The sequence below is a fragment of the Billgrantia montanilacus genome (assembly GCF_003336675.1).
Taxonomy (GTDB): Bacteria; Pseudomonadota; Gammaproteobacteria; order Pseudomonadales; family Halomonadaceae; genus Halomonas; species Halomonas montanilacus.
Map to the genome: position 1 here is coordinate 116,383 of NZ_QPII01000008.1, position 13,399 is coordinate 129,781.

General features: G+C 61.9%; 13 protein-coding genes. 9 read left to right on the top strand and 4 right to left on the bottom strand.

Features of this window, described 5'->3' with window-relative positions:
- Positions 1-9 precede the first annotated feature (9 nt).
- The 7 genes from ccmI to DU505_RS12425 all read left to right on the top strand — a co-directional run bounded on the left by ccmI (position 10) and on the right by DU505_RS12425 (position 6,920).
- Positions 10-912, top strand: coding sequence for a c-type cytochrome biogenesis protein CcmI (ccmI, locus tag DU505_RS12395; protein WP_181872814.1), 903 nt, complete (start codon positions 10-12; stop codon positions 910-912).
- Between the two features lie 28 nt (positions 913-940).
- Complete coding sequence (locus DU505_RS12400) at positions 941-1,708, top strand: Crp/Fnr family transcriptional regulator (RefSeq protein ID WP_114479303.1); 768 nt, start codon at positions 941-943, stop codon at positions 1,706-1,708.
- A gap of 269 nt (positions 1,709-1,977) precedes the next feature.
- The gene (locus tag DU505_RS12405) at positions 1,978-3,588 is read left to right on the top strand and encodes a nitrite reductase (RefSeq protein ID WP_114479304.1); all 1,611 of its coding nucleotides are present in this window, start codon (positions 1,978-1,980) and stop codon (positions 3,586-3,588) included.
- A 173-nt stretch (positions 3,589-3,761) separates the two neighbouring features.
- The gene (locus tag DU505_RS12410; protein ID WP_245947925.1) at positions 3,762-5,441 is read left to right on the top strand and encodes a NapC/NirT family cytochrome c; all 1,680 of its coding nucleotides are present in this window, start codon (positions 3,762-3,764) and stop codon (positions 5,439-5,441) included.
- A 27-nt stretch (positions 5,442-5,468) separates the two neighbouring features.
- Entirely contained in the window at positions 5,469-5,819 is a 351-nt protein-coding gene (locus tag DU505_RS12415) for a cupredoxin domain-containing protein (RefSeq protein ID WP_114479305.1), read from the top strand.
- Between the two features lie 73 nt (positions 5,820-5,892).
- Positions 5,893-6,447: a hypothetical protein gene (locus DU505_RS12420; protein WP_114479306.1), complete on the top strand. Its 555-nt coding sequence runs from the start codon at positions 5,893-5,895 to the stop codon at positions 6,445-6,447.
- A gap of 71 nt (positions 6,448-6,518) precedes the next feature.
- Positions 6,519-6,920, top strand: coding sequence for a copper-binding protein (locus tag DU505_RS12425; RefSeq protein ID WP_181872815.1), 402 nt, complete (start codon positions 6,519-6,521; stop codon positions 6,918-6,920).
- Positions 6,921-6,945: 25 nt separating this feature from the next.
- On the opposite strand, the gene DU505_RS12430 is transcribed toward DU505_RS12425, so the two are convergent.
- From DU505_RS12430 to DU505_RS12445, 4 genes are all read right to left on the bottom strand, one after another.
- Complete coding sequence (locus tag DU505_RS12430) at positions 6,946-7,320, bottom strand: DUF6164 family protein (protein ID WP_114479380.1); 375 nt, start codon at positions 7,318-7,320, stop codon at positions 6,946-6,948.
- Positions 7,320-7,883 carry a hypothetical protein gene (locus tag DU505_RS12435; RefSeq protein WP_114479308.1) on the bottom strand — a complete coding sequence of 188 codons (564 nt, stop codon included), beginning with the start codon at positions 7,881-7,883 and terminating at the stop codon, positions 7,320-7,322. Before DU505_RS12435 ends, DU505_RS12430 begins: the two co-directional genes overlap by 1 nt.
- 85 nt (positions 7,884-7,968) lie before the next feature.
- The gene (locus DU505_RS12440) at positions 7,969-8,340 is read right to left on the bottom strand and encodes a c-type cytochrome (RefSeq protein WP_181872816.1); all 372 of its coding nucleotides are present in this window, start codon (positions 8,338-8,340) and stop codon (positions 7,969-7,971) included.
- A 130-nt stretch (positions 8,341-8,470) separates the two neighbouring features.
- Complete coding sequence (locus tag DU505_RS12445) at positions 8,471-8,809, bottom strand: hypothetical protein (protein ID WP_114479310.1); 339 nt, start codon at positions 8,807-8,809, stop codon at positions 8,471-8,473.
- A 371-nt stretch (positions 8,810-9,180) separates the two neighbouring features.
- On the opposite strand from DU505_RS12445, the gene nosR reads away from it, so the two are divergent.
- The gene (gene nosR, locus DU505_RS12450; protein WP_114479311.1) at positions 9,181-11,316 is read left to right on the top strand and encodes a transcriptional regulator NosR; all 2,136 of its coding nucleotides are present in this window, start codon (positions 9,181-9,183) and stop codon (positions 11,314-11,316) included.
- A 138-nt stretch (positions 11,317-11,454) separates the two neighbouring features.
- Positions 11,455-13,380, top strand: coding sequence for a TAT-dependent nitrous-oxide reductase (nosZ, locus tag DU505_RS12455; RefSeq protein WP_114479312.1), 1,926 nt, complete (start codon positions 11,455-11,457; stop codon positions 13,378-13,380).
- Positions 13,381-13,399: the final 19 nt, after the last annotated feature.

Below are 13,399 nucleotides of genomic sequence, written 5' to 3' on the forward strand. Positions count from 1 at the left end.
GAGGCGATGATGAACGGAACATTCCTGATAGTTGCCATGCTGTTGTGCGTGATGGCGCTGGCCTTCGTGGTCTATCCGCTGCTGCGGGAGCCGCGCTGCGAGACGGGTCACTCTCGCCGGGCGATCAACCTCAAGGTCCACCGCGACCGAGTCCGTGAGCTCGACCAGGACCTGGCGACGGGCACCTTGACACAGGTGCAGTACGACACCGCGCTGGCGGATCTCGAGCGAGAGCTCCTCGACAGCGGTGCCTTCGAGCCGGATGCCAATGAGGCACCGGCCGGTGAAGTCCGCGGGCCGCGCCGCATGGCGGGCATCGCCGCCTTCGCCAGCGTCGCCCTGCTGCCCTTCATGGCCGTGGGCATCTACCTGGGCGTGGGTTATGCCGACGAGGTCTTTGCCACCCAGCTCCCGCCGGGTGAGGTGGCCAGCATGCCGGAACCCCCGCCGGTCACCGAGGAAGCGATGCAGCGCCAGTTCGAACAGCTTTCGCAACAGCTGCAAGGTCGGCTCGCGCAGAACCCCGATGATCTCGAGGGCTGGATCCTGCTCGGTCGGACACTGACGTTCCTGGATGACCTGGCGGCCGCCGAGCGCGCCTTCCGCGAGGCGATGGTCCACGGCGGCGATCGCGACCCGAATCTGTTGACTCGCTATGCGGATGTGCTGGCGGAGCGGCAGGGCAGCCTTGAGGGGGAGCCCCGCGCGCTGATCGAGCGGGCACTGGCCATCGATCCCGACCACGCCCAAGGGCTTTGGATGGCCGGCTCCCTGGCATTCGAGGAGGCGGATTTCGAGGCCGCACGCCGCCACTGGGAACATCTGCTCGGTGTGCTGCCGGACGATTCACCGGAGGCAGACATCATCCGCGGCAACCTGTCCCAGGTGGCCCTGCCCGCTGCGGAGGGCTGAACGTGAAGCCATATTCGAGGAGGTGGTCATGAGGCCGACATTGAGCCGTGAGGCACTGCAGGCCGTTCGGCAGGTGCCCCTGTTTCGAGGGCTGGGGGACGAGACCCTGGCGCTGTTGACCGGCGGCGCTGTGGAGCGCAGCTATCGTCGCGGTACGCTGCTGTTCAGCGAGGGCGAGCCGGCGGATCGTTTCTATGTGGTGCTGGACGGCTGGGTCAAGCTGTTCCGCGAGAGCCCCGATGGCAACGAGTGCATGGTCGGGCTTTTCACCCGCGGCGAGTCCTTCGCCGAGGCGGCGATGTTCGACCGGCTGGGTTTCCCGGTCCATGCCGCGGTGGCCGAGGATGCCCGGCTGCTGGTCTTTACCGCCGACCACTTCCTCACCACCCTGGAGCAGAACCACGGCCTGGCGCTCAACCTGCTGGCGAATCTGTCGGGGTTGCTGCGCTACCTGGTGCGCCAGCTCGACCAGTTGACCAACCAGCCCACCTATCAGCGCCTGGCGTCATTCATCGTCTCGCTCTGCCCCTGCGATGCCCATCAGGCCACCGTCTGCCTGCCCTGTGACAAGATGCTGATTGCCGGCCGCCTGGGCATGAAGCCCGAGAGCTTTTCCCGGGCCATGGCCCGCCTCAGGGATGTCGGCGTCAGCTGCGAGCGCAACTGCGTACAGATAGACGATGTCGCGGCCCTGCGCCGCTTCGCCAATGCCTGCGGCCAGCCCTCGGTGGCCCCTGCGGCCCTGAACGGTGGCTCCAAGGTATCCGTTTCCGGCGCGATCCAGTCCTGTCGCTGAGAGCCGAACCCTTCCCCTGACGCTGCCTTACGCCGGCCCGATTCTTTCGGGCCGACGGCTTTTCGGCAAATTTCTTGGCGTCTCTTGTGACATAAGTCAACTACAGGATGCATCTATTGACAGTGGTCAAGTGAGGGGGGCGGCAAAGCTGCTCTACTTGGTCCAGGTGGAGGGTGGCTGATGGCCATGACCGACTGGAATTCAAAAAAGTGGTCAGGCTGGGGCACCCGCCAGGTACTACCCGAAGGGGAAACCAAGCGAGGCACGTTATGTATAAGAGAGCATTGAGCAAGGGGATCTTCGCCCTCAGCTTCCCGCTGGCCGCCATGATGGGCACCGCCCACGCCGCGGCCCCGGAAATGTCCGCCGAAGAGCTGGAGCGCGCTGGCCAGATTTACTTCTCACGCTGTGCGGGCTGTCATGGCACCCTGCGCAAGGGTGCCACCGGCCCCGACCTGCTGCCCGAGACGACCCAGGAGCTGGGCCAGCGTCGTCTGGAGAGCATCATCACGCTGGGCACCGAAGGCGGGATGAACAACTTCGACGGCATCCTCGATCCCGACGAGATCGAGCTGATCTCCAAGTACATCCAGCAGACGCCGGAAGAGCCGCCGGAAATGTCGCTCTCCGATATCCGCGATACCTGGAAGATCCTGGTGCCGCAGGAGGAGTGGCCCACCGAGCCCCAGCACGACCGCAACTGGGAAAACTTCATGGTCACCATCCTGCGTGACCGTGGCGCCATGGGCATCATCGACGGCGACACCAAGGAGCTCGTCACCGAGGCCGAGACCGGCTATGCCGTGCACGTAGCCAAGGAGAGCTCAGACGGCCGCTTCTGGTACGTCCAGGGTCGTGACGGCCGCTTGTCCAAGATCGACCTGTGGATGGATCCGCCCCAGGTGACCGCCGAGGTGTTCATCGGCATCGACGCCCGCGACGTGGCCGTCTCTCACTACGGTGAGTGGAAGGACAAGTACGTCATCGGTGGCGCCTACTGGCCGCCGCACTTCGTGATTGCCGATGCCGAAACCATGGAGCCGCTGAAGGTCGTCTCCACCCGTGGCTACGACACCGAGGGCAACTACGTCCACGAGGCTCGCGTCGCGGCACTCTACAACACCCCCAACGCGCCGTCCTGGCTGGTCAACGTCAAGGAGACCGGTCAGATCTGGCAGGTCGACTACAGTGACCTGGAGAACCTGCGTATCGATCATATCGAGTCCGCCGAGTTCCTGCATGACGGCTTCTTCGATCCCACCGGCCGCTATTTCCAGATCGCGGCGAACTTCAGCAATCTGATGGTGTTCGTCGACACCGAGACCCGCAAGCGCGTGGGCATGCTCAACACCGGTCAGATCCCTCACCCGGGCCCGGGTGCCAACTGGATCGACTCCGAGTGTGGTCCGGTTGCCGGCACCACCCACTTGGGTGAAGGCCGCATGACCTTCTGGGGCAACGATCCCGAAGGGCATCCCGACCAGGCGTGGGAGATCTGCGGCAGCGTCGAGACCGACGGCCCCGGGCTCTTCGTGCGCAGCCACCCGGATTCCGGCAACGTCTGGATCGACCAGGCCATGCACCCGGAGTCCGACGTCAACCAGTGGGTCATGGTCATGGACAAGGAGACACGTGAGCTGACTCCGATCCATGTGGCCGATCGGCCTATCGAGCATGACGCCGTTGCCGTGCACATGGAGTACGACCAGACCGGAACCGAGGTGTGGGTCTCCATCTGGGCCCGCGGTCGCGGTCACCAGGATGACGGCGCCATCGTGGTCTACGACGACAAGACCCTGGAAGTGAAGGCGGTCATCGAGAATCTGAACACGCCAACCGGCAAGTTCAACGTCTACAACCGCAAGAAGCACATCGGCTGATCAATCGCTGAACCCGCCGGGGCGTCCTTGGGCGTCCCGGCTCCTTCTTCAGCCGTTTCCCGTTCCATGCAGGGGAGCGTCTGAGCAAGGGGCCGGACAACACCACCTCAACCAGGCGGCAAGGCAGGCTAACTATAGCAAGAACCGTGTCATGACAATTTCGGGAGACTGACATGAAAGGGGAGCGTCTTCGCAACTGGCGCAAGATCACCATCATGGGGGCATCGCTTGGCGCCGCCGTGGTTTTCTTCATTGCCGGCATTCTGTTCTGGGGTGGCTTCAATACCGTGATGGAGGCCACCAACAGCTTCAAATTCTGCAGTACGGCCTGCCACGAGATGAGCTGGGTCTATGAGGAATATGAAGAGCGCCCGCATTTCCAGAATGCCACCGGCGTCGGGGCGACCTGTTCGGACTGTCATGTGCCCGATGCCTGGGGGCCGAAGATGATCCGCAAGATCGAGGCCAGCCGCGAGGTATGGCACTGGATGCTGGGAACGATCAATACCAAGGAGAAATTCGAGGGCAAGCGCCTGCATCTGGCCGAGAACGTGTGGCGCTCCATGTTGCGTACCGACTCCCGCGAGTGTCGCAACTGTCATGACTGGTCGGCCATGGATCTCGAAGAGCAGGCGCCCCGCGCCTCCCGCGAGCACGCCCGCGCCTTCGAGCAGGGCCAGACCTGCATCGAGTGCCACCAGGGTATCGCCCATGAGCTGCCCGAAAATTGGGACGAGTCCGAGGTGTGGCTGGCCCGTTTCGAGCACGACGAGCCGGCCACTGACGCGGTCCGTGACGAGCCCGAAATGCCGCTGGAAGCTGAGGAGCTGGGCGAGGCAGTTGCCGCCGAAGGCGACATCGCCGCCACTCTGAACTGGGATGATGTTCCGGCCCTGGACATGACGCTGTTCCTGCCCGGCCAGGCTTCCATCGAGTGGATCCAGGACGGTAGCGAGCACGGCGGCGGCCGCGCCTTCAGCTTCGGCGACCGCTGCATCTGGTGTCACCAGGGTGAAGAAGAGCAGATCGGCCAGATGGCGGTCAGTGCCGAGAAGATCGAGACCTATGACCTGGGCGACAAGCGCGGCCACGTCCCGATGACCGTGCAGGCCTCCTTCGACGACGACTACCTGTTCATGCGCTTCCAGTGGGAAGCCGGCGAACACGCCCCGCTGCCCTTCGTCGATGGCGGCATGATGGACCCGGACAACCCCATGAAGCTGACCGTTAGCTTCTCGGATGATCGGGTCGACATGGCGGACCGGGCCGGTTGCTGGGCGAGCTGTCACCATGATTCGACCTACATGCCGGATGCACCAGAAGCAGAGGCCCTGGCCGAAAGCGAGCTGTCTGAAAGGCTCGACCTGATGAGCAATGGGGGCGTGACCAAGTATCTCACCGAGAGCCGTACCGAAGTGGAAGTTCGTGGGCGTCGCGGCGCAGCCCGCGGTGGCTGGGACAAGCTGAAGGAGGAGCAGGAAATTCAGGAGCTGCTCGATGGCGGTGTTTACCTGGATGTGGCGCGCTTCAACAGCGGCGACGGTTCCACCGAGGCAGGCTATATCCTCGATGAGCGTCATTTTGCCGACAGTCAGGCCATCGTGTTCAGCGCCGGAGAGGAAGATGGCGTATGGACGGCCTACCTGACGCGTGCCTTGCGCACCGGTGTGGAAGGCGACAAGCCGCTATCGACCGATGGCAAGTACAGCTTCAACGTGGCGCTGCACGATGACCATGCCGACTCACGCTTCCATCACGTCTCCTGGCAGTATGGGCTGGCGTTTGACGCCGAGATACCGGGCGACTATGAGGAGGACATGGTTGAAATCAATGCCACGCGCATTTCACGGTAATACCCGGTTACAGAGGAGGACGTTCACATGGCAAGACGACTTCTGACGCCTGTTGCTGTTGCCACCGCCCTGGTTGCCCTGCTGCTGAGCGGGGCGGCCCAGGCCGGCGAGGATGTGGTCGAGGTGGAAATGCTCGACTACGGCTTCCACCCCGCCGAGCTCGAGGTGACGGTGGGAACGACGGTACGCTGGGTTAGCGCAGAGAAGCGCACGAGCCACGACGTCTACTTTCCCGACGAGGACACGGGCTCGCCCCGGCTGTTTCCCGACGAGAGCTGGGAGCGTACATTCGAGGAACCGGGGACCTATGAGTATTACTGCCAGCCCCATGAGAATCGCGACATGCGTGGCGTGATCCGTGTCGTCGAGGCCGAGTAGGCCTTCAACGACAAGCCTGTGGCGCCACGACGAGTATGTGGCGCCCGTGGGCACCGAAAACAGAGGAGTTTGCATGCCGACAATCACTCGACCCGCCGCACTGTTCGGCGGACTGCTGGCCTCACTGGCCTTGTCGACGGCCAGTGGTGCGATGGCTTCGGAGAGCCCCACCGGCTATCGCAGCGCCGACTTCGGCATGTCATCCGAGGTGGTGCTGGAGCGCCTGGAGCAGGACCAGGTCGTCAACGTCTCGGTCCAGGAGACCGAGGACAATGACCTCATCATCGACGGCGAGCTTCAGGCCGAGAATGAGCCGGCAACCGACTTGCGCTATGTCTTTCCGGAGGGGCGCGACCAGCTCGCCCTGGTAGTGGCCTTCCACCCCAATGTGGAAGACTACGCCAGCGTGAAGGCGGAACTCGAAGCGCGCTACGGCAAGCCCTGGGAAGAGGAAATGGCCGAATGGTGGTTCGAGCAGCTACAGGATGGCATGCCGGAAACGCCGAACAGTCTCACCGTCTGGGGAGGCGATGGTGACGAGGCCCGCGAAAGGGGGCGCTTCGTGCGGCTCTGGTCTTTCGAGGATTACCTGTCGGTTGAGTATCTCGATACTCAGATGTTTCGCTGAGCCTCTCCACACGTGACACGCTTCAGTGGCCGCTCTCAATGGGCGGCTTTCATGCTTGGGATCGACAAATCATGAAAATCAAGCCACTACTGGTGCTGCTGGCAGCCACGATGCTGAGTGTATCAGTCCAGGCCGAGCAGGATCATCAGGGACATGGACACGATAGCGAGGCGTCTCAGGAGGCCTCGGGTCCTCATGAGGTTCGCGGAATCTTTCTCGGATTCGACGAGGGCGAAGGTCGCGTCACGATGGCTCACGAGGCCATACCGGATGTCATGATGGCCATGCGCATGCATCTGCGCCTCCCTGAAGGTCAGGCGCTGCCGGCGCTTGAGCCGGGTGACAAGGTGGCTTTCCGGATGTTCAGTCGCATCGAGGCGGGGCGAGTCTGGTACGCCAGCGATCTCGAGCTGCTCCCCTCCCAGACGGAGCTGGAACTGCCGCCTCAGCTGCGCGAGGCCGTGGGCTACTGATAGTGTGAGCTGTCGTCTTGTCCGGCTAACCGGATGTCTCGATGAGCCCGACGAACGGCACCAGCGTCAGCGCCAGTATGGCCACGACGGCCAGGCCGACCAGAAGCATCCGTATGGGGTGATGGCGCAGGCGTTGCCAAAGGGTCGGCGCCTGGCCGTGCTGGACCTGTTCCGCATGCTGCTGCTGCGCTCGCTCCTGACGTTCGGCCTGGTAGCGGTCGAGCACCTTCCGCGCCGCTTCCAGTTGAGAAGCATCACGCAGCCAAATGGCGTCGACGCCCAGCCGCCAGAAGCCGGCGTTGGTCTCGTAGGTGTCGAAGCCATGCTCCTCGAGCAGCTGGCGGACTTCCCACACTTCCTCTTCGGAAACATGGGTAAATCGAAACAGGAGTGTTGCCATCAGCTGGCCGCCTCGCACAGGCGCTCGGCACGGCCGATAGCCGAATCGGCACCGTTCAGGTCGAAACTCATGAACCAGTAGTCCTCTTCGCCGCGATCGAGACGTAGCAGAAGCGTCTCGCCCGCGCGCATCTCCTCGACCAGCAGCCCCTGTTCGTCGAGATAGAAATTGACATAGAAGCCGCTGTCGCCCCGCTGGGTGACGAACTCCGCCATGCCGTTGTGAATGGTCTCGTGGTCGACCCGAAGATCGCCGGGCACCAGGTTGGCGACCCGGCTTTCGGCCTGATGCTCGTCGAGCTCCACGCGCAATTCGAGCCAGGGAAGGTCGCAGACACCGGGCGTGAAGTTCAGGCTGAGGATGGAGTCGCTGTAGCTCGTCTCCTGCAGGGCGCGGAAATGGCGCTCGTCACCCAGTGACAGGGTCAGGGAGTGCCAATGCCCATGTGCTTCGATGTCGCTGGTATTGAAGTTGGTGGCATGGACCAGCGGAGCGGCAAGCAGGCTGCCAAGCAGCAGCCATAAGGGCGTGTGGCGCGAGGTGGGGCGAGTGATCGGGATCATGACCGGATTCCTGGGGCGACGAGCCTCCGATGGTAGCATCCCGGGCACGACGAGCCGACCCCGAGGCCGTGTGCATGGCCTTGGCTCAGGGGTCCAGGCTGGAGAAATAGGCCGCCAGGTCGGCAATGTCCTGATCGCTCAGGCCTCGGGTCATGTTGGCCATCATGTGCCCCTTCTCTCCGGCACGCAGTGACTTCATGCCCTCGACGATCCGCGTCTCATCCATGCCGGCAAGGCTGGGATAGCGCGAGGTGACGCTGCGTCCCTGGTGGCCGTGGCAGCTGATACACAGCTTGGCCATTTCGGCGCCACGTGCCGGGTCGCCGCCGTGAAGGAACGTGCTTTCCTGAGGCGCTGTGTCAACAGCATCGGATGCTGTTTCAGCCGCAGTCGCAGCGGTAGCGCCGGCGACCGACAAGACCAGTGATAGGGCCAGAGCTGTGATGACGATGTGCATATCGACCTCGTGGGGGCGAATACGGTTCTTATCAGTGTATCCGCCAAGCGCAAAAAAGCCCTTGATGCAGGTCAGAACGAGTCGAGCAGAACTGACGATAAGCGGGACAGCCATCGGTGGTCGATGTCGGTTATTCGTAGTCCCTGCTGGGCAGCAACCAGTCCTCCGATGGATCGTGCCCCGCCTCCTCGGCCTTGCGGTACTGAGTGGCCATGTCACCGGTGATTGTCGTCAGGCAGTCGTCGAGGCTGGCGTGGTCGTCGGCGCTCTCATAGATCGGCTCGGCCTGCAGCGGCGTCTGGATATAATGGCTCTGCTCGCAGCTGTAGCGATTCCCATCCAACTGGCGATAGACGCGCACCCGGATCGTCGTCGGGATTGCCCCTAGGCAGAAGGCGTATTCCGTCACCAGCTGGCGTTGGTGGGTAATGAGCGAATCGTGAACGGGACTGGGTGCAATGTGATTCATGGGAACTCCATGACCCCTAGGAAAGAGCATTAAGTTTGGTCCGAGCCTAACACCTTGCCTCGCGGGCGAGAAGGTGCCTGCAGGACCGTTATTTGGCCTGTCACCATGGCGAGCAGCCCATTCATCATTAACGGTATTAACACGGCTTGCCACCCGCTTTTTGACCTGAGTTGACAGGTTTGATACAGGTCAGGTTTTCAAACCCAGTCTGTGCTAACGTCAAACAAGTATCGAGAATACCTGATTCCTTGCTGGTTTCGCTGGTCACTAAACACGCTAGTTGCTTTCCTGGGCTTGGCAACCAGGGGATGCGCTACGGGAAACGGACAGGCGAATAACCAGCCGAGCTGTACCTGTTGGAGACGAGTCGAATGAGGCTGCTGCGCATCTGGCTGCTGGCACTGTCCTTCCTTATTGCCACCGTGGCACCGGTTGTCGCAATGTCGGCCGAGTGGTTGACAGAGGTATTCCCGGGGGCAGAGAGCGTCGGGCAGCCACTGGACGATGCGCCTGCCATGCCTGTGATTGGTGACGGCGAATTGATCGGGTATGTCTTCGAGACCAACGATATAGCGCCCATCCCCGCTTACTCGGGCCACCCTGTCAACATGCGGGTGGGAATGGACCTTGAGGGAAAGATTACCGGCGTGCAGGTGCTGGATCATTCCGAACCGATCATGCTGGTGGGTATCCCCGAGTCGGTGCTCGACGACTTTGTCGGCCAATATGCCGGTAAGTCGGTACGGCAAAAAGTCCGGGTTGGCTTGTCGCGTCAGGACCGTGAAGGGTACGAGCGAGTGGATGCCGTATCGGGTGCGACCGTGACCGTGGTAGTGATGGGCGAGGGCATCATGCGTTCGGCCCGACAGCTGGCACGTCAGCTGGGTATCATTACCGCTGGGGTCGCCGAGCCGGCTACGGTGCGTGACGATATATTCGAGGAGGCGAGCTGGGATGAACTGAATGAAATGGGGGCGATTGGCCACCTCCATGTGACCCGTGGCGAGGTGGATGAGGCCTTTATCGGAACGGATGCAGAAGGCGTCGAAACGGCACCGGAAGGGCGCGAGGATGAAACCTTCATCGACCTCTATTTCGCCTATCTCAACGTTCCAACAATCGGGCGCAACCTCCTCGGCGACAGCCAGTACGAACAATTGATGGAAAGCCTAGGCGACAACGAACACGCCTTGGCACTGATGGCGGATGGCCGCTACTCGTTCAAGGGGTCCGGCTTCGTGCGTGGCGGAATCTACGATCGCATACTGGTCCATCACGGTAGTCGCTCCGACCAGTTCCACGATTCCGACATGCGGCGGCTTTGGGGCGTTGAAGCCGAAGGTGCGCCGCGATTACCTGAGCGCGACATCTTCATTCTGCGGGAGGAGTCACGCTTCGATCCGGCCCAGACATGGGAGGTCGAGTTGCTGGTGCGTCGCCAGGTCGGTGCACTGGATACCGAGTTTGCCGGCTTTGCTTCGGATGTGAAAGTGCCCGAGCGCTTCCTCGATATTCCCGAGCCGATAGCCGATGCCATGACCGAGGAAGATCGTCCGCTATGGATATCGGTATGGGAGGACCGAGTGCTGCACATCGTGGTGCTCGGCCTGGGCCTAGGTGTGCTGACCTTCACCCTGTTGTTCCAGGACTGGCTGGTCAAGCGGCCCCGGTTGCTGCATGGGCTACGCTACAGCTTTCTGGTCTATACGGTGGTTTTCATTGGCTGGTACGCGCTTGCCCAGCTTTCGGTGGTGAATGTCCTCACCTTTGCCAATGCCCTGTTCACCGATTTCCAGTGGTCCACCTTCCTGATGGACCCGATGATGTTCATTCTCTGGAGCTTCGTGGCGGTATCGCTGCTGCTGTGGGGCCGCGGTGTCTACTGTGGCTGGCTTTGTCCCTTCGGTGCCATGCAGGAATTGATCAGTGCCGTGGCAATCAAGCTGCGTGTCCCCCAGGTCAAGGTGCCCTTCTTCATCCATGAGCGGCTCTGGGCGCTCAAGTACATCATTCTCTTGGCACTCTTTGCCGTATCGCTGCACTCGCTGGCGCAGGCTGAAGTCTACGCTGAGGTGGAGCCTTTCAAGACGGCCGTGCTGCTCAAGTTCCAGCGTGAATGGGGCTTCGTGCTCTACGCCGTAGTACTACTGGTGATCAGCGCCTTCAATCACAAGTTCTTCTGTCGCTACATGTGTCCGCTTGGGGCGGGGTTGGCCATTCCGTCACGCATCCGTCTGTTCGACTGGTTGCGTCGGCACAAGGAGTGCGGCAAACCGTGCCAGATATGTGCCAACGAATGTCATATCGGTGCGATCCATCCCGACGGCCACATCAACCCGAACGAATGTCATTACTGCCTCGACTGCCAGGTGACCTACTACAACGACCGCAAGTGCCCGCCCATGGTGGTGCAGCGCAAGCGTCGGGAAAAGGCCACAAGGTTGAGCAGCAAGGCAGCGGACAAGCAGCGTATACCCGCGACGGAAGTGGCCACAGACAGCACCTGAGGGAGTCATGCCCCTCGGTAGCGTTACCCCGGCGATGCGACTCGCGTCAACGACGTCCGACGTGTCGCTGGACAGTGAAGGCCGAACATAGCGTCGGCATCGAGACTTCTCTCGACAAAATGAAACGGAGGTAGTGTCATGAGCGACAACCATCAGGACGACAAGCCCACCGGGTCCGGCGTTGTTCCGGTCAACCAGGGGCGTCGCCGCTTCCTGGCGGGTAGCGCCATGGTCGGCGCGGCAGGTATGGCGGGTGTCACGGGGGTAGCAGGCGTCGGTGCCCTGACCCGCAGCCAGCCGGCGAAGGCCGCCAGCAATGGCAATGGATTGAGCACCCATGTGGCGCCGGGTGAACTTGACGAATACTACGGCTTCTGGAGCGGCGGTCACAGCGGCGAGGTGCGCGTCTATGGCGTTCCCTCCATGCGTGAAATCATGCGGATCCCGGTCTTCAATCACTGCTCGGCTTCCGGCTGGGGCATGACCAATGAATCCAAGCGGATCATGGGCGATAGCCATCGCTTCACCAATGGCGATGCCCACCACCCGCATATCAGCTATACCGATGGCAGCCACGATGGCCGCTATCTGTTCATCAACGACAAGGCCAACACCCGCGTGGCGCGGATTCGGCTGGACGTCTTCAAGACCGACGCCATGGTGACCGTGCCCAACGTTCAAGCCATCCACGGCTTGCGACTGCAGAAGGCGCCGCGCACCGGCTACGTCTTTGCCAACGGCGAGTACATGATTCCCCAGCCCAACGACGGCCGGGACATCAACGATCCGTCGAAGTACTACACCATGTGGAACGCCATCGACGCCGACACCATGGAGGTGAAGTGGCAGGTCATCGTCGACGGTAACCTGGACAACATGGATGCCGACTATGCCGGTAAGTACTGCGCTGCGACCTGCTACAACTCCGAGGGCGCGGTGGACTTGGCCGGCAAGATGCGCGCCGATCGCGATTGGGTAACCGTGTTCAGCATCGAGCGTATCGAGCAGGCGGTGGCCGACGGCAACTACACCACTATCGGTGACTCCGACGTGCCCGTCGTTGATGGCCGCAAGAGTTCTGATCTCAACGTCACCCGCTACGTGCCGGTGCCGAAGAACCCACACGGCCTCAATACTTCCACCGACGGCAAGTATTTCATCGCCGCCGGCAAGCTGTCGCCCACCGTGACCATGATCGAGATTTCAAGGCTCGACGATCTGTTCGAAGGCAACCTGGAAGACGAGCGCGATGTCGTGGCCGCCGAGCCGGAAATCGGCCTGGGGCCGCTTCACACCACCTTCGATGGCCGCGGTAACGCCTACACCACGGTGTTCATCGACAGCCAGGTGGTGAAGTGGAATATGGAAGATGCCGTTCGCAACTACAACGGCGAGGATGTCGAGTACATCCGTCAGAAGCTGGACGTGCACTACCAGCCGGGTCACAACCATGCGACCCTCTCCGAGTCCAAGGATGCCGATGGCAAGTATCTGTTCTCCTTGAATAAGTTCTCCAAGGATCGCTTCCTGCCGGTGGGTCCGCTGCACCCCGAGAACGATCAGATGATCGATATCTCCGGTGAGGAGATGGTGCTGCTCCACGACACCCCCACCTTCGCCGAGCCGCACGATGCCGTGATCATTCGGCGTGACCAGATCACCACAAAGCAGATCTGGGAGCGCGATGATCCCTATTTCGCCGACACCGTAGCCATGGCTCGCGAGGATGGCATTACACTGGAGTCCGATAACGAGATCATCCGCGACGGCAACAAGGTGCGGGTCTACATGACCTCGGTGGCGCCGAACTTCGGTATCACCGAAATTCCCGTCAAGGTGGGCGACGAGGTGACGGTCACCATTACCAACCTGGATCGCGTCGAGGACCTCACCCACGGCTTCTGCGTGGTGGATCACGGTGTGACCATGGAGATCAGCCCGCAGCAGACCGCCTCGATCACCTTCACGGCAGACAAGCCGGGGGTGTTCTGGTACTACTGCAACTGGTTCTGCCACGCGCTGCACATGGAGATGGTCGGTCGCCTGCTCGTCGAGCCGGCATAAGCCCACTCCGGGGGTCGGC